The organism is Pseudomonas sp. PI1 (assembly GCF_000812405.1).
Classification (GTDB): Bacteria; Pseudomonadota; Gammaproteobacteria; order Pseudomonadales; family Pseudomonadaceae; genus Pseudomonas; species Pseudomonas citronellolis.
Genome location: NZ_JWMC01000013.1, coordinates 63,659 through 79,615 on the forward strand (window position 1 = coordinate 63,659; position 15,957 = coordinate 79,615).

The 15,957-nt window shown below is 67.0% G+C and carries 15 protein-coding genes and 4 tRNA genes; 16 read left to right on the forward strand and 3 right to left on the reverse strand.

Features of this window, described 5'->3' with window-relative positions:
* Window positions 1–27: 27 nt before the first annotated feature.
* On the reverse strand, window positions 28–1,062 hold the full coding sequence (locus RN02_RS05605; protein ID WP_043313521.1) for an HlyD family secretion protein: 1,035 nt from the start codon (window positions 1,060–1,062) through the stop codon (window positions 28–30).
* Window positions 1,063–1,170: 108 nt separating this feature from the next.
* Here RN02_RS05605 and RN02_RS05610 point away from each other — a divergent pair, with 108 nt between their 5' ends.
* From RN02_RS05610 to RN02_RS05655, 10 genes are all read left to right on the forward strand, one after another.
* Window positions 1,171–2,091, forward strand: a complete 921-nt coding sequence (locus RN02_RS05610; RefSeq protein WP_009621033.1) for a LysR family transcriptional regulator — start codon at window positions 1,171–1,173, stop codon at window positions 2,089–2,091.
* A gap of 49 nt (window positions 2,092–2,140) precedes the next feature.
* Entirely contained in the window at window positions 2,141–3,625 is a 1,485-nt protein-coding gene (gene gltX / locus RN02_RS05615) for a glutamate--tRNA ligase (protein WP_009621034.1), read from the forward strand.
* A gap of 275 nt (window positions 3,626–3,900) precedes the next feature.
* A tRNA-Ala gene (locus RN02_RS05620) sits at window positions 3,901–3,976 on the forward strand.
* Between the two features lie 53 nt (window positions 3,977–4,029).
* A tRNA-Glu gene (locus RN02_RS05625) sits at window positions 4,030–4,105 on the forward strand.
* A 45-nt stretch (window positions 4,106–4,150) separates the two neighbouring features.
* Window positions 4,151–4,226 (forward strand) — tRNA-Ala (locus RN02_RS05630).
* A 42-nt stretch (window positions 4,227–4,268) separates the two neighbouring features.
* Window positions 4,269–4,344: transfer RNA gene (locus RN02_RS05635), tRNA-Glu, on the forward strand.
* Between the two features lie 195 nt (window positions 4,345–4,539).
* Window positions 4,540–5,079 carry a TetR/AcrR family transcriptional regulator gene (locus tag RN02_RS05640; RefSeq protein ID WP_043313613.1) on the forward strand — a complete coding sequence of 180 codons (540 nt, stop codon included), beginning with the start codon at window positions 4,540–4,542 and terminating at the stop codon, window positions 5,077–5,079.
* Window positions 5,080–5,101: 22 nt separating this feature from the next.
* The gene (locus RN02_RS05645) at window positions 5,102–5,947 is read left to right on the forward strand and encodes an alpha/beta fold hydrolase (RefSeq protein WP_043313523.1); all 846 of its coding nucleotides are present in this window, start codon (window positions 5,102–5,104) and stop codon (window positions 5,945–5,947) included.
* A 97-nt stretch (window positions 5,948–6,044) separates the two neighbouring features.
* Entirely contained in the window at window positions 6,045–6,488 is a 444-nt protein-coding gene (locus RN02_RS05650; RefSeq protein WP_043267492.1) for an acyl-CoA thioesterase, read from the forward strand.
* 66 nt (window positions 6,489–6,554) lie between these two features.
* Window positions 6,555–7,514 (forward strand): tRNA dihydrouridine synthase, encoded by a 960-nt coding sequence (locus RN02_RS05655; protein WP_043313524.1) that lies wholly within the window; start codon window positions 6,555–6,557, stop codon window positions 7,512–7,514.
* Between the two features lie 633 nt (window positions 7,515–8,147).
* On the opposite strand, the gene RN02_RS05660 is transcribed toward RN02_RS05655, so the two are convergent.
* Window positions 8,148–8,894 (reverse strand): SDR family oxidoreductase, encoded by a 747-nt coding sequence (locus RN02_RS05660; protein ID WP_043267487.1) that lies wholly within the window; start codon window positions 8,892–8,894, stop codon window positions 8,148–8,150.
* A gap of 145 nt (window positions 8,895–9,039) precedes the next feature.
* Between RN02_RS05660 and RN02_RS05665 the strand changes: the two genes are divergently transcribed.
* Window positions 9,040–9,486 carry an Hsp20 family protein gene (locus RN02_RS05665; protein WP_043313526.1) on the forward strand — a complete coding sequence of 149 codons (447 nt, stop codon included), beginning with the start codon at window positions 9,040–9,042 and terminating at the stop codon, window positions 9,484–9,486.
* A 52-nt stretch (window positions 9,487–9,538) separates the two neighbouring features.
* Here RN02_RS05665 and RN02_RS05670 read toward each other — a convergent pair whose 3' ends face one another.
* On the reverse strand, window positions 9,539–10,432 hold the full coding sequence (locus tag RN02_RS05670; protein ID WP_043267485.1) for a LysR family transcriptional regulator: 894 nt from the start codon (window positions 10,430–10,432) through the stop codon (window positions 9,539–9,541).
* 207 nt (window positions 10,433–10,639) lie between these two features.
* Between RN02_RS05670 and leuC the strand changes: the two genes are divergently transcribed.
* The 5 genes from leuC to asd all read left to right on the forward strand — a co-directional run bounded on the left by leuC (window position 10,640) and on the right by asd (window position 15,871).
* Window positions 10,640–12,067, forward strand: coding sequence for a 3-isopropylmalate dehydratase large subunit (gene leuC / locus RN02_RS05675; RefSeq protein WP_043313527.1), 1,428 nt, complete (start codon window positions 10,640–10,642; stop codon window positions 12,065–12,067).
* 11 nt (window positions 12,068–12,078) lie between these two features.
* Window positions 12,079–12,723 carry a 3-isopropylmalate dehydratase small subunit gene (leuD, locus tag RN02_RS05680; RefSeq protein WP_043313528.1) on the forward strand — a complete coding sequence of 215 codons (645 nt, stop codon included), beginning with the start codon at window positions 12,079–12,081 and terminating at the stop codon, window positions 12,721–12,723.
* A gap of 32 nt (window positions 12,724–12,755) precedes the next feature.
* Complete coding sequence (locus RN02_RS05685; RefSeq protein WP_043313529.1) at window positions 12,756–13,520, forward strand: class I SAM-dependent methyltransferase; 765 nt, start codon at window positions 12,756–12,758, stop codon at window positions 13,518–13,520.
* A gap of 72 nt (window positions 13,521–13,592) precedes the next feature.
* Entirely contained in the window at window positions 13,593–14,675 is a 1,083-nt protein-coding gene (gene leuB, locus RN02_RS05690) for a 3-isopropylmalate dehydrogenase (RefSeq protein WP_043313532.1), read from the forward strand.
* A gap of 83 nt (window positions 14,676–14,758) precedes the next feature.
* Complete coding sequence (asd, locus tag RN02_RS05695; RefSeq protein WP_009621046.1) at window positions 14,759–15,871, forward strand: aspartate-semialdehyde dehydrogenase; 1,113 nt, start codon at window positions 14,759–14,761, stop codon at window positions 15,869–15,871.
* Window positions 15,872–15,957: the final 86 nt, after the last annotated feature.

Sequence of the window (15,957 nt, forward strand, 5' to 3'; positions counted from 1 at the left end):
GGCTCCCCGGCGGGGCGGACGAGGACGTCAGCGCTCACCGAGCTGCACCTCGGCCTCGACCGACATGCCCGGGCGGATCAGGCCCTTGAGCGGGTTGTCGGCGGCGAAGGTGATCTTCACCGGGATGCGTTGCACCACCTTGGTGAAGTTGCCGGTGGCGTTGTCCGGCGGCAGCAGGCTGAACTGGGCGCCGGAGGCGGCGAAGAGGCTGTCCACGCAGCCTTCGATGGGCGTGTCGGGGAAGCTGTCGAGGACCAGCCGGGCCTTCTGCCCGGGGCGCATGTGGCCGACCTGGGTTTCCTTGAAGTTGGCCTGCACCCAGATGCCTTCGTCGGGCACCAGCGCCAGCAGCTGGCTGCCGACCTGCACGTACTGGCCCACCCGCGCGCTGCGCTGGCCGACCAGGCCGGCGACGGGCGCGCGGATCTCGGTGCGCGCCAGGTTGATCTCGGCCTGGGCGATCTCCGCCCGGGAGGCGTCGATCTGCGCCTGCAGGCGCTTGATGTCGGCATTCAGGGCGTCGATCTGGATGCGCTGGGCCTGCAGGTCGGCCTGGGCCTTGGCCACCTGCGAGCGGGCCACGTGGGAATCGGCGGTCAGGGTGGTGACGCGCTCCTCGGAAACGTAGCCGGGCTTGCGCAGGGTCTGGGCGCGGTTGAGGTCGATCTGGGTACGGCCGAAGGTGGCCTGGGTGGCGTTCAGGTCGGCCTCGCTGGCGGCGATCATGCTGCCCTGGCCCTTGAGCTTGCTGCGCGCCTGGGCCAACTCCGCCTCGTGGGTGGCGAGGGCTGCTTTGGCGCGGTCCAGGGCCAGGCGGAAGTCGGCATCTTCCAGCTTGACCAGCAACTGGCCTTTTTCCACGTGCTGGTTGTCGGTGACCAGCACCTGGTCGATGCGCGCGCCCAACTGGCTGGCGATGCGGGTGATCTCGCCCTGGACGTAGGCGTTGTCGGTGGTTTCCTGGAAGCGGCCGATGAAGTACCAGCGGCCCAGGAACGCCAGGGCGACCAGGCAGAAAATGACGAAGAAGATGCTCAGGCGGCGTTTCAATTGTGCGGGCATGATAAACGAGCGTTTGTTTGGCAGAATTTTTCCCGCCAATGTAACAGTGTTCCCGGCCGGGGCGCAGTCGCTACAATTCGGAAACTTTGTTGTTTATAAGGAACAATAATGGGGCTGGATGATGCGCTGATCTTCACCCGGGTCGTGGAGTTCCACAGTTTCACCCAGGCCGCCCACAGCCTGGGCATGCAGAAGTCCACGGTCAGCCGGCGCATCGCGCTGCTGGAAGAGCGCCTGGGCGTGCGTCTGCTCAACCGCACCACGCGCAAGCTGCGCCTGACCGAGGTGGGGCAGGCCTACTACGACCGCTGCCGGCAGATCATGCTCGACTTCGCCGAGGCCGAGCAGGCGGTGATGCAGTTGCAGCAGGAGCCTTCGGGCCTGCTGCGGATCACCGCGCCCATCGAGTTCGGCCAGCTGTACCTGGCCGAGGTGCTCGGCGATTTCATGCGTCTTTATCCGCAGATCACCGCGGAAGTGGAGCTCAGCTCGCGCACCGTCGATCCGCTGGAGGAGGGCGTGGACATCGCCATCACCGTCGGCCAGCCGGAGGACTCGACGCTGATCGCCCGTCGCCTGCTGGTGACCAGCCGCTGCCTGTGCGCCAGCCCCGGCTACCTGCAGCAGCACGGGCGGCCGCTGCACGTCGAGGACCTGGCGCGGCACCGCGCGGTGTTGCTGGCGCAGGATTCGCAGCGCTACTGGCCGCTGCTGAACGAGAGCGTGCCCTGCCAGCGCGTGCTGTCCTGCAACAATATCTCCTTCGCCCGCGAGGCGGTGCTGGCCGGGGCGGGCATCGCCTCGCTGCCGGAACTGATCGTCGACGTGGCGCTGGAAAGCGGCCGCCTGGAGCGCCTGCTGCCGGAGGTGCAACTGCCCATCGGCGAGCTCTATGCGGTCTATCCCTCGCGGCGCTTCCAGGCAATGAAGGTGAAGACCTTCCTCGACTACCTGATCCACCGCCTGCCCATCGACGAAGCCCATCGGCTGGAGCCGGGGGCGGCGCGCCTGATAACATCGCACCCATGAATGCGGGCCGCGGTCCGCATCTTTCATTCCGGTTTTCACGAGAGCTTTCATGACCACTGTCCGCACCCGCATCGCGCCGTCCCCCACCGGCGACCCGCACGTCGGCACCGCCTACATCGCGCTGTTCAACCTGTGCTTCGCCCGCCAGCACGGCGGCAAGTTCATCCTGCGCATCGAGGACACCGATCAGGTGCGTTCCACCCGCGAGTCGGAACAGCAGATCTTCGACGCCCTGCGCTGGCTGGGCATCGAATGGGACGAAGGCCCGGACGTCGGCGGCCCGCACGGCCCGTACCGGCAGAGCGAGCGCGGCGCCATCTACAAGCGGTACAGCGACGAGCTGGTGGAGAAGGGCCATGCCTTCCCCTGCTTCTGCTCTGCCGAGCGCCTGGACGCCATCCGCGCCGAGCAGCAGGCGCGCAAGGAAACCCCGCGCTACGACGGCCACTGCATGCACCTGCCCAAAGAGGAGTCGCAGCGCCGCATCGCCGCCGGCGAATCCCACGTGGTGCGCATGAAGGTGCCGACCGAAGGCGTCTGCGTGGTTCCGGACATGCTCCGCGGCGACGTCGAGATTCCGTGGGACCGCATGGACATGCAGGTGCTGATGAAGGCCGACGGCCTGCCCACCTACTTCCTGGCCAACGTGGTCGACGACCACCTGATGGGCATCACCCATGTGCTGCGCGGCGAAGAGTGGCTGCCCTCGGCGCCCAAGCTGATCAAGCTGTACGAGTACTTCGGCTGGGAGCAGCCGGTGCTCTGTTACATGCCGCTGCTGCGCAACCCGGACAAGAGCAAGCTGTCCAAGCGCAAGAACCCCACCTCCATCACCTTCTACGAGCGCATGGGCTTCCTGCCCCAGGCACTGCTGAACTACCTGGGCCGCATGGGCTGGTCGATGCCCGACGAGCGCGAGAAGTTCAGCCTGCAGGAGATGATCGACAACTTCGATCTGTCGCGCGTGTCCCTCGGCGGGCCGATCTTCGACATGGAGAAGCTGTCCTGGCTGAACGGCCAGTGGATCCGCGAGCAGTCGGTGGAGGAGTTCGCCCGCGAAGTGCAGAAGTGGGCGCTCAACCCCGAGTACCTGATGAAGATCGCCCCCCACGTGCAGGGCCGGGTGGAGAACTTCAGCCAGATCGCCCCGCTGGCCGGCTTCTTCTTCAGCGGCGGCGTGCCGCTGGACGCCAAGCTGTTCGAGCACAAGAAGCTCGACGCCACCCAGGTGCGCCAGGTCCTGCAACTGGTGCTGTGGAAGCTCGAAGCGCTGCGCCAGTGGGAGAAGGAGCGCATCACCGCGACCATCCAGGCCGTCGCCGAACACCTGGGCCTGAAGCTGCGCGACGTCATGCCGCTGATGTTCCCTGCCATCACCGGCCACGCCAGCTCGGTGTCGGTGCTCGACGCCATGGAAATCCTCGGCGCCGACCTGTCGCGCTATCGCCTGCGCCAGGCCCTGGAACTGCTGGGCGGGGCGTCGAAGAAGGAAGCCAAGGAGTGGGAGAAGATCCGCGACGCCATCGCCGGCTGACGGATCCCGCCTGACAAAAGGCCGGCCGCCTCCGGGCGCCCGGCCTTTTTCATGTCCATAATCCCTGTGGCCGGGCCGCGGCTTAAGGGGCTGAAGCCACGGCGCAGGGGAGGGGAACCGGGCTCCTTTGCTAAGTGATTGTTCTTTGGGAGAAAAAATTTAAAAAAGTCGAAAATTCTTGTTGACAGGGTTACCTCCCGCCCCTAAGATGCGCCCCGTTCCAGCGACGAACTGAACGACAGGGCGAAGCGGAACGGTAGATGTAGCGGTACTTTGGGGCTATAGCTCAGCTGGGAGAGCGCTTGCATGGCATGCAAGAGGTCGACGGTTCGATCCCGTCTAGCTCCACCAAATTACCAGTAGGTTTCGCCGCTTCGGGGCGGAGCCGAAAATCGAAGGTTTGCGTCCCCTTCGTCTAGTGGCCTAGGACACCGCCCTTTCACGGCGGTAACAGGGGTTCGAGTCCCCTAGGGGACGCCACTTATTCCAGCGACGATGCGTTCGCGTCGTCCGCCAGAGTCATCTGGGGCTATAGCTCAGCTGGGAGAGCGCTTGCATGGCATGCAAGAGGTCGACGGTTCGATCCCGTCTAGCTCCACCAAATCGCCAGAGTCCGCCAGGCGCGGATTTCCTCGAAGGATACGTCCCCTTCGTCTAGTGGCCTAGGACACCGCCCTTTCACGGCGGTAACAGGGGTTCGAGTCCCCTAGGGGACGCCAATTTTCCCGCTCTGCGGGGCCTATAGGGCCACTCAATTTTCGAGTGGCCTTTTGTTTTTTCCCCTTTCGAAAATCTTCTCGCCCGACCAGCGGTCGCCATCGCCGCTTGCCGATTTTTATTATGAGCATAATATTTCACTCATAATATTTTTGGAGCGCGTCATGAACCCGAAGACCGGCAGCAACGAAAAAGGCCTGGGTGAGAAGAAGGCCCAGACCCGTGAGCGCATTCTTTGCGCGGCCGCCGATGCTCTGGTCCGCCGCGGCCCGCTGGAGCCGAGCGTGGCCGAGGTGATGGGCGCCGCCGGGCTGACCGTCGGCGGCTTCTACGCGCACTTCCAGAGCAAGGATGCGCTGATGCTGGAGGCCTTCCGCCACCTGCTGTCTTCGCGCCGGGCCAAGCTCAAGCACTTCGACCCGGACATGCCGTTCAGCGAGCGCCGGCAACTGGTCGCGGCCTTCTACCTGTCGCGCAGGCACCGCGACAGCGAGGAGCCGGGCTGCCCCATCCCCAGTTCCCTGGGCGACATGGCGCAACTGCCGGAGAGCTTCCACGAAGCCCTGGCCGAACACCTCGAACTCATGGTCGCCGAGCTGGCCGAGCGTCCCGAGGACGCCGACACCGTGCTCGCCGACATCGCCCTGATGGTGGGTGGACTGGCATTGGCGCGGGCCCTGGGCCCGAGCGACCTGTCCGACCGTGTCCTGCGTGCCGCCAAGAAAGCGGTGGATTGAGACCTCGAAGGAGGGCCTGGCAATGAGCAGCTTGACCTGGATCCGTGGCGTTAACGCCACCCTGGGGCGTGTGGCGCCGGAATGGGCGGCGCGACGCACGCGTGAAGTCTTCATGACGCCGCGGGCTCTGCAGCCGCGCGACTGGGAGTTGCCGCTGCTGGCCAGTTCCGAGCGCATCACCCTGCGCTTCGGCCTCTCCGCGCTGCGTTGGGGCGAGGGGCCGGCGGTGCTGCTGATGCACGGCTGGGAAGGGCGGCCGACGCAGTTCGCCCACCTGATTCGCGAGCTGGTCGGCGCCGGCTACGCCGTGGTGGCGCTGGATGGCCCGGCCCATGGCCGTTCGCCGGGGCGTGAGGCCCATCCGCTGCTGTTCGCCCGTGCCTTGCTGGAAGCGGCCAGCGAGTTGCCGCCGCTGCGCGCGGTGATCGGCCATTCCATGGGCGGCGCCAGCGCCCTGCTGGCGACGCAGATGGGGCTGCGCACCGAGGCGCTGGTCAGCATTGCCGCGCCGAGCCGGGTCATCTCCGTGCTGCGTCGCTTCGCCGGCTTCATGGGACTGCCGGCCGAGGCGAGGCACCGCTTCATCCGTCAGGTCGAGGCCTACACCGGCATGCCGGCGGCGCAACTGGACGTCAGCCGCTACACGCTGAATATGCCCGGGCTGGTGGTGCACGCCGAGGATGACCCGCAAGTGCCAGTGGCAGATGCGCAGGACATCCATGCGGCCTGGCCGCGCAGCCGCCTGTTGCGCCTGGAAGGCGGCGGCCACCAGCGCGTGCTGGCCGACCCGCGCCTGAGCGACGCCGTGCTGGCGCTGCTGGAAGGCCAGGAAGAGCAGTATCTGCTGCCCATGGCGCTGGCCTCCTGACGACAGGGGAGGGGCGGGACGCCGCCGAGCCCTGTAAACTGCCGGCTTCGAACATGCGGCCGGGTCCTCGGACCCGGCCCCGGACTGGAGCAAGCGCATGGCCTGGGACCTGCCCGACCCCTTCGTCATCGACATCAGCGTGAACGCCGAGGACATCGACGGCCTCGGCCACGCCAACAACGCCGTCTACGTGAGCTGGCTGGAGCGCTGCGCCTGGCGCCATTCGCAGCGCCTGGGCCTGGACCTGGCCGAATACCGCCGGCTCGACCGCGCCATGGCGGTGGTGCGCCACGAAATCGACTACCTTGCTGCCGCCTACGAGGGCGAGGAACTGCAGATGGCCACCTGGATCGTCGAGTCCGACCAGAAGCTGCGCATGGACCGCCGCTTCCAACTGGTGCGCCCGGCCGACGGCGTGACCCTGCTGCGCGCACGCACCACTTTCGTCTGCATCGAACTGTCCAGCGGCCGGCCCAAGCGCATGCCGGTGGAGTTCATCGAAGGCTACGGCCGCGCGCTGCTCGGCGCCGCGCCGGCCTGACGGCACTTTGCGCGGGCGGCGAGTCCCCCTAGAATTCGCCGCCTTCGACAGTAAAGGTTCCCCGCCGTGCAAATTGCCCTGGCCCCGATGGAGGGGCTGGTCGACGAAATCCTCCGCGACGTGCTGACCCGCGTCGGCGGCATCGACTGGTGCGTCACCGAGTTCATCCGCGTCACCGACCGCCTGCATCCGCTGGCCACCTACGAGAAGCTGGCGCCGGAGCTGCTGCACGGCAGCCGCACCCGCGCCGGCACGCCGATGCGCGTGCAGTTCCTCGGTTCCGACCCGCAGTGTCTGGCGGAAAACGCCGCCTACGCCTGCGAGCTGGGCGCCCCGGTGATCGACCTGAACTTCGGCTGCCCGGCGAAGACGGTGAACAAGTCCCGCGGTGGGGCCGTGCTGCTCAAGGAGCCGGAGCTGATGTTCGCCATCGTCGAAGCCGTGCGCCGCGCGGTGCCGGCGCAGATCCCGGTGACCTCGAAGATGCGCCTGGGCTACGAGTCCCCGGACGGCGCGCTGGATTGCGCCCGCGCCCTGGCCGACGGCGGTTCCGCCCACGTGGTGGTCCACGCGCGGACCAAGGTCGACGGCTACAAGCCGCCGGCGCACTGGGAGTGGGTGGCGAAGGTGGCGGACGCGGTGAAGGTGCCGGTATTCGCCAACGGCGAGGTCTGGAACCTCGACGACTACCTGCGCTGCCGCGCCATCAGCGGCGTCGACGACATCATGCTGGGCCGCGGCCTGGTCTCGCGCCCCGACCTGGCCCGGCAGATAGCCGCCTGGCGCGAGGGCCGGGAAGTGCGGCCGATGCCCTGGCACGAAGTGCGCGTGCTGCTCGACGACTTCTGGCGCCAGGCCCGGCGCAAGCTGGCGCCGCGCTACGCGCCGGGGCGCCTGAAGCAGTGGCTGGGCATGCTCACCCGCAGCTACCCCGAGGCGTTGGAGCTGTTCGCGCAGATCCGCCGCGAGAGCGACTGCGAGCTGATCGACCGGTTGCTGCAGGTCGAGGTGGAAGAAGCCGCGTAGGGAGGGTTGCGCCGGTGCTCTTCGTAGGAGCGGGCCCTGCCCGCGATTTCGCGCGCAGGGCGCGCTCCTACATGGAATGGTGCGGGTGGGGCGGCGTAGGAGCGGATCCTATCCGCGAATCGTGCCGGTGGTTCCGGCTATCGCGGACAAGGTTCGCTACGCCGCCCCGCCCACGTCATTCCCATGTAGGTGCGGGGGGGGAAATGCGGTGCCTCACGGAGCGTGTAGGGGCACGGAATCGAGCGAGCAGGCCTGCGGCCCCCTCACCCCAGCCCTCTCCCGGAGGGAGAGGGGGCCGTTCGGAGTACGTTGGTGTTTCAGCGTTAGCCGGCTAGCACAGGGACCGCCGGCTGAAACCAGGGCTTCTCTCGGCACGGACTGACTCTCTCCCAGGGGGAGTGGGAGTGTTCGGAGTGCATTGGTGTTTCTGCATTGGCCGGCTAGCACAGGGATCGCCGGCTGAAACCAGGCCTCCTCTCGGCACGGACTAGCCCCCTCTCCCTCCGGGAGAGGGCTGGGGTGAGGGGAAAGCCCGAGCGCCGATGTCATCCCCCCCTGTAGGAGCGCGCCCTGCGCGCGAATCGCGGGCAGGGCCCGCTTACAGTTCGCCGTGAGGCATGACGTTTACCCGCCCTACCGCCCGCCACTGACATCGACGAATGTCCCGGTGCTGTAGCTCGACTCCTCCCCGGCCAGGAACAGGATCGCCCGCGCCACTTCCTCCGGTTCCCCGCCACGGCCCAGCGGAATGGCGCTCTTCAGCCGCTCCACGCGCCCTGGCTCGCCGCCGCTGGCGTGGATTTCCGTGTCGATCAGCCCCGGTCGCACGGCGTTCACGCGGATGCCCTCGGCGGCGACTTCCTTGGCCAGGCCGATGGTCATGCTGTCGATGGCGCCCTTGGCCGCGGCGTAGTCGATGTACTCGTTGGGCGAGCCCAGGCGCGAGGCCATGGACGACACATTGACGATGCTGCCGCCCGCGCCGCCATGGGATTTCGCCATGCGCCGCACCGCCTCGCGAGCGCAGAGGAAGCTGCCGGTGACGTTGACCGCGAACACCCGCTGCAGGCGCGCCGCGTCCATGTCTTCCAGGCGCATCTGGCGTTCCAGCATGCCGGCATTGTTCACCAGCACGTCGAGGCGGCCGAAGGCCCGGTCCAGTTCCCGGAACAGCTTCACCACTTCCTCTTCGCAGGCGACGTCCGCGGCGAAGGCCTCGGCCTGGCCACCGGCGTCGCGGATGCGCCGTACCAGCCCGTCGGCGGCTTCGCGCTGGCGGTGATAGTTGATGGCGACGGCATAGCCGCGTTCGGCGGCGAGCAGCGCGGTGGCGGCCCCTATGCCGCGGCTGGCGCCGGTGATCAGCATGACTTTGCGCATGTGGCTGTTCCTTCGACGAGTGGTCTTGAAAGGCTGCGAGGCGACCCTATCTGTATCCGTGCGGGAGGCCGAAACCGGGTCCCGCTTCCGGAGTCCTGCAGACAGGCTCCACCAATGACCTTGCTGATTATTCAGGAGATTCGCCATGAGCAACGTACTTTCTCTTGCCCCGCTGTTCCGCCAGTCGATCGGCTTCGATCGTTTCAACGACCTCTTCGAATCGGCGTTGCGCAGCGAGAACGGCAGTTCCTACCCGCCCTACAACGTCGAGAAGCACGGTGACGACCAGTACCGCATCGTCGTCGCCGCCGCCGGCCTGCAGGAAGAAGACCTGGAGCTGCAAGTGGAGCGCGATGTGCTGACCGTTAGCGGCGGCAAGCGCGAGAAGGCTGCCAGCGACGTCACCTACCTGCACCAGGGCATCGCCCAGCGCGCCTTCAAGCTGTCCTTCCGCCTCGCCGACCACATCGAGGTCCGCGGCGCATCGCTGAAGAACGGCCTGCTGAGCGTCGAGCTGGTGCGCATCGTCCCGGAAGAGGCTAAGCCCAAGCGGATCGCCATCAACGGCCAGCGCCCGGCGCTGGAGGGTTGATGACCCAGCCATGAAAAAGGCGCCGAAAGGCGCCTTTTTCTTTTCCGCCGGTTCAGACCACGCAGGCCATGGGCGCCACCGCCTGGGCGTCGAGCAGGGCCATGAAGGCCCGCGCGGCGTTGGACAGGGTGCGCTCGGTGTGCAGGATGTAGCCCAGTTGGCGGCTGAGCTGGATGTCCTGCAGCGGCAGGCGCACGACGGTCTCGTCGAGCATGGTGCGCGGCAGCACGCTCCAGGCCAGGCCGATGGAGACCATCATCTTGATGGTCTCCATATAGTTGGTGCTCATGCCGATGTTCGGCGTCAGCCCCTCGGCCTCGAACATGCGCCGCACGATGTGGTGGGTGAAGGTGTTGCCGCCGGGGAACACCGCCGGGTGCCGCGCCACGTCGGCGAGGAACACCGGGCCCTGCATGGCCAGCGGGTGCTCGGGGGCGGCGACGAAGTCCAGCGGGTCGTCCCACACCGGCACCGCGCGCACCGGCTCGGCGGTTTCCGGGGCCAGGGTGATCACCGCCAGCTCGGCGCGACCGTGGAGAATCTCCTCGTAAGCCACTTCCGAATCGAGGAACTGGATGTCCAGCGCCACCTGCGGGTGCGCCCGGGTAAAGGCGCGCAGCAGCGGCGGCAGGCGGTGCAGGCCGATGTGGTGGCTGGTGGCGAGCACCAGGCGGCCGCTGACCTCGCCGCTGAGGTTGGTCAGCGCGCGGCGTGTGTCGTCCAGCACGTTGAGGATCTGGTAGGCGCGCGGCAGCAGGGCGCGGCCGGCTTCGGTCAGGCTCACCTCGCGGCCGACGCGGTCGAACAGGCGCACGCCGAGCTGGCTTTCCAGGGCGGCGATGCGCTTGCTCACCGCCGGCTGGGTCAGGTGCAGGCGCTCGCCGGCTTCGGAAAAGCTGCCGGACTCGGCGATGGCGAGGAAGGTGTTGAGGCTGGTCAGGTCCATTTTTTGGAGCTCCAAGCGGCAAGCCGCAAGCTTCAAGAAAAAAGCTGCGGCGTTCGCTTGCAGCTTGTGGCTTGAAGCTTATAGCTGGTGGATTCCATTTGGGAATCCTTTGAATAAAAAATATGAATTTGAGTTATTCGTCGACAGACCATAGCATCATCCCCACAAGCCCAAGGGGCATAGAAATACGCTGATGAGGAATCTCTGATGGCCGGCAAGACGCTCTACGACAAACTCTGGGAACTGCACGAGGTGAAGCGCCGCGATGATGGCTCGTCGCTGATCTACATCGACCGCCACATCCTCCACGAAGTGACCTCGCCGCAGGCCTTCGAAGGCCTGCGCCTGGCCGGCCGCAAGCCGTGGCGCATCGACGCCAACATCGCCACCCCGGACCACAACGTGCCGACCACCCGCGCCGAACGCCAGGGCGGCCTCGAAGCCATCGCCGACGAAGTCTCGCGCATCCAGGTCAAGACCTTGGACGAGAACTGCGACGACTTCGGCATCCTCGAATTCAAGATGAACGACGTGCGCCAGGGCATCGTCCACGTGGTCGGCCCGGAGCAGGGCGCGACCCTGCCGGGCATGACCGTGGTCTGCGGCGACTCGCACACCTCCACCCACGGCGCCTTCGGCGCGCTGGCCCACGGCATTGGCACCTCCGAGGTCGAGCACGTGCTCGCCACCCAGTGCCTGGTGGCCAAGAAGATGAAGAACATGCAGGTGCGCGTGGAGGGCAAGCTGCCCTTCGGCGTGACCGCCAAGGACATCGTCCTCGCGGTGATCGGCAAGATCGGCACCGCCGGCGGCAACGGCCATGCCCTGGAATTCGCCGGCAGCGCCATCCGCGACCTGTCCATGGAAGGCCGCATGACCATCTGCAACATGTCCATCGAGGCCGGTGCCCGCGTGGGCATGGTGGCGGTGGACGAGAAGACCATCGAGTACGTCAAGGGCCGCCCGTTCGCGCCCCAGGGCAGCGACTGGGACAAGGCCGTGGAAGCTTGGTCGGACCTCGTGTCCGATGAAGACGCCCACTTCGACACCATCGTCGAGTTGCGCGCCGAGGACATCAAGCCGCAGGTCAGCTGGGGTACCTCGCCGGAAATGGTCCTGGCCGTCGACCAGAACGTGCCGGACCCGGCCGTCGAGGCCGACCCGGTCAAGCGCGACTCCATCGTCCGCGCCCTCAAGTACATGGGCCTGAACGCCAACCAGGCGATCACCGACATTCAGCTGGACCGCGTGTTCATCGGCTCCTGCACCAACTCGCGGATCGAAGACCTGCGCGCCGCCGCCGCCGTGGCCAAGGGCCGCAAGGTCGCCTCCAGCGTCAAGCAGGCGCTGGTGGTGCCGGGCTCGGGCCTGGTCAAGGCGCAGGCCGAGCGGGAAGGGCTGGACAAGATTTTTATCGAGGCCGGCTTCGAGTGGCGTGAACCGGGCTGCTCCATGTGCCTGGCGATGAACCCGGACCGCCTGGAGAGCGGCGAGCACTGCGCGTCCACCTCCAACCGCAACTTCGAGGGCCGCCAGGGCGCCGGTGGCCGTACCCACCTGGTGAGCCCGGCCATGGCCGCCGCCGCCGCGGTGACCGGCCGCTTCATCGACGTCCGTGAATTGATGCAGGCCTGAGGAGACCGAACATGAAAGCCTTTACCCAGCACACCGGTCTCGTCGCGCCGCTCGACCGCGCCAACGTCGACACCGACCAGATCATTCCCAAGCAATTCCTCAAGTCGATCAAGCGCACCGGCTTCGGCCCCAACCTGTTCGACGAGTGGCGCTACCTGGACGTCGGCCAGCTGAACCAGGACAACTCCAAGCGCCCGGTGAACAAGGACTTCGTGCTGAACTTCCCGCGCTACCAGGGCGCCAGCGTGCTCCTGGCCCGCGAGAACTTCGGCTGTGGCTCCTCCCGCGAGCACGCTCCGTGGGCGCTGGACGAGTACGGCTTCCGCACGGTGATCGCGCCGAGCTTCGCCGACATCTTCTTCAACAACAGCTTCAAGAACGGCCTGCTGCCGATCATCCTGAAGGACGAGGAAGTCGACGAACTCTTCCAGCAGTGCGAGGCCACCGAGGGCTACCAACTGACCGTCGACCTCGCCGCGCAGACCGTGACCCGCCCGGACGGCAAGCAGTACCGCTTCGAAGTGGACGCCTTCCGCAAGCACTGCCTGCTCAACGGCCTGGACGACATCGGCCTGACGCTGCAGGACGCGGACGCCATCCGCGACTTCGAGGCCGGCTACAGGCAGCGCCAGCCCTGGTTGTTCCGCGACGCCTGAATGGCGTCGCACTACCCCGCGAGGAGAACGTCATGACCCAGAGTCGCCACGAAGCCGTGGTCGAGCGCCAGTTCGGCGCCCAGGCCAACGCTTACCTGAACAGCGCCGTGCATGCCCAGGGCGAAGAGTTCGCCCAGCTGCGCGAGCGACTGTCGGCGAGCAGCGGCGCCCGCGTGCTGGACCTGGGTTGCGGAGCGGGGCACGTCAGCTTCCATGTCGCGCCGCTGGCCGGCGAAGTGGTGGCCTACGACCTCTCCGAGCAGATGCTCGCCGTGGTGGCCTCGGCCGCCGCCGAGCGTGGCCTGGACAACATCCGCACGCGCCAGGGCGTGGCCGAGCGCCTGCCGTTCGAGGACGGCGAGTTCGACTTCGTCTTCAGCCGCTACTCGGCGCACCACTGGCGCGACGTCGGCCAGGCCCTGCGCGAAGTGCGCCGGGTGCTGAAGCCGGGCGGCGTGGCCTGCTTCATCGACGTGGCGGCCCCCGGGCTGCCGCTGCTGGACACCCACCTGCAAGCGGTGGAAGTGCTGCGCGACACCAGCCACGTGCGCGACTATTCGCCGTCCGAGTGGGCGCGCCTGGTCGGCGAGGCGGGCCTGGCGGTCACCGCGTGCAGCCGCCAGCGCCTGCGCCTGGAGTTCACCTCCTGGGTCGAGCGCATGCGCACGCCGGAGGTGATGCGCCAGGCCATCCGCGCCCTGCAGCTTTCCGTGGGCATTGAGGTGCGCGAATATTTCGAGATCGACGCCGAGGGTTCCTTCAGCACCGACGTGCTGGTGCTCTGGGCGAACAAGTAACGGCTGCAAGCGACGAGCTGCAGGCGACAACAAGCGCCTGCAGCCTTTTACCTATTCCGAAGGAAGAAAGTGATGAGCAAACAGATTCTGGTTCTCCCCGGCGACGGTATCGGCCCGGAAATCATGGCCGAGGCGGTCAAGGTCCTGCAGCTGGCCAACGATAAATTCCAGCTGGGCTTCGAGCTGACCGAGGACGTCATCGGCGGCGCCGCCATCGACAAGCACGGCGTGCCGCTGGCCGACGAGACCCTGGAGCGCGCGCGCAAGGCCGACGCCGTGCTGCTGGGCGCCGTGGGCGGGCCGAAGTGGGACAGGATCGAGCGCGACATCCGCCCCGAGCGCGGCCTGCTGAAGATCCGTTCGCAACTGGGCCTGTTCGCCAACCTGCGCCCGGCCATCCTCTACCCGCAACTGGCCGACGCCTCCAGCCTGAAACCGGAAATCGTCGCCGGCCTGGACATCCTCATCGTCCGCGAGCTGACCGGCGGCATCTACTTCGGCGCCCCGCGCGGCACCCGCGAGCTGGAGAACGGCGAGCGCCAGTCCTACGACACCCTGCCGTACAGCGAGAGCGAGATCCGCCGCATCGCCCGCGTCGGCTTCGACATGGCCCGCGTGCGCGGCAAGAAGCTGTGTTCGGTGGACAAGGCCAACGTCCTGGCCTCCAGCCAGCTGTGGCGCGAGATCGTCGAAGAAGTGGCCAAGGACTACCCGGACATCGAGCTGAGCCACATGTACGTCGACAACGCCGCCATGCAGCTGGTGCGCGCGCCCAAGCAGTTCGACGTGATGGTCACCGACAACATGTTCGGCGACATCCTGTCGGATGAGGCTTCCATGCTCACCGGTTCCATCGGCATGCTGCCTTCAGCGTCCCTGGATGCGAACAACAAGGGCATGTACGAGCCGTGCCACGGCTCGGCGCCGGACATCGCCGGGCAGGGCATCGCCAACCCGCTGGCGACCATCCTCTCGGTGTCCATGATGCTGCGCTACAGCTTCAACCAGGGCGCCGCGGCGGACGCCATCGAGAAGGCGGTGAGCCAGGTGCTCGACCAGGGCCTGCGCACCGGCGACATCTGGTCCGAAGGCTGCAAGAAGGTCGGAACCCGCGAAATGGGCGATGCGGTAGTCGCCGCGCTGCGGAATCTGTAATCTCTCCGGTTCGCCCGCCCCTGGGCACCCGCACAGAACGGGCAGGGGCGGCGGTCCACTACTTATTCGAAGGTGTAGTAGCGATGAAGCGTGTAGGTCTGATCGGTTGGCGTGGCATGGTGGGTTCGGTGCTCATGCAGCGGATGCTGGAAGAGCGGGACTTCGACCTGATCGAGCCGGTGTTCTTCACCACCTCCAACGTCGGTGGCGAAGGTCCGTCCATCGGCAAGGACATCGCCACCCTCAAGGACGCCTACAGCATCGAGGAACTCAAGACCCTCGACGTCATCCTGACCTGCCAGGGCGGCGACTACACCAACGAAGTCTTCCCCAAGCTGCGTGAAGCCGGCTGGCAGGGCTACTGGATCGACGCCGCCTCCAGCCTGCGCATGCAGGACGATGCAGTGATCGTCCTCGACCCGGTGAACCGCCGCGTGATCGACCAGTCGCTGGACGCCGGCGCCAAGAACTACATCGGCGGCAACTGCACCGTCAGCCTGATGCTGATGGCCCTGGGCGGCCTGTTCGAAGCCGGCCTGGTCGAGTGGATGAGCGCCATGACCTACCAGGCCGCCTCCGGCGCAGGCGCGCAGAACATGCGCGAGCTGATCAAGCAGATGGGCGCGATCAACGCCGCCGTGGCCGACGACCTGGCCAACCCGGCCAGCGCCATCCTCGACATCGACCGCAAGGTCGCCGAGGCCATCCGCAGCGAAGCCCTGCCCACCGAGCACTTCGGCGCGCCCCTGGCCGGCAGCCTGATCCCCTGGATCGACAAGGAACTGCCCAACGGCCAGAGCCGCGAGGAGTGGAAGGGCCAGGCCGAGACCAACAAGATTCTCGGCCGCTTCAAGAACCCGATCCCGGTGGACGGCATCTGCGTGCGCATCGGCGCCATGCGCTGCCACAGCCAAGCGCTGACCATCAAGCTGAACAAGGACGTGCCGCTGACCGACATCGAAGGCCTGATCAGCCAGCACAACCCCTGGGTCAAGCTGATCCCCAACCAGCGCGAAGCCAGCATGCGCGAGCTGACCCCGGCCGCCGTTACCGGCACCCTGAGCGTCCCGGTCGGCCGCCTGCGCAAGCTCAACATGGGCTCGCAGTACCTCGGCGCCTTCACCGTCGGCGACCAACTGCTGTGGGGCGCGGCCGAGCCGCTGCGGCGCATGCTGCGCATCCTGCTGGAGCGCTGATCGCAGCCTCCCCGAAGACGCCGGCCCTGTGCCGGCGTCTTGCTTTGTACAGGCGGAAAAAGTCGATCACTCGACAGAACGGCGAA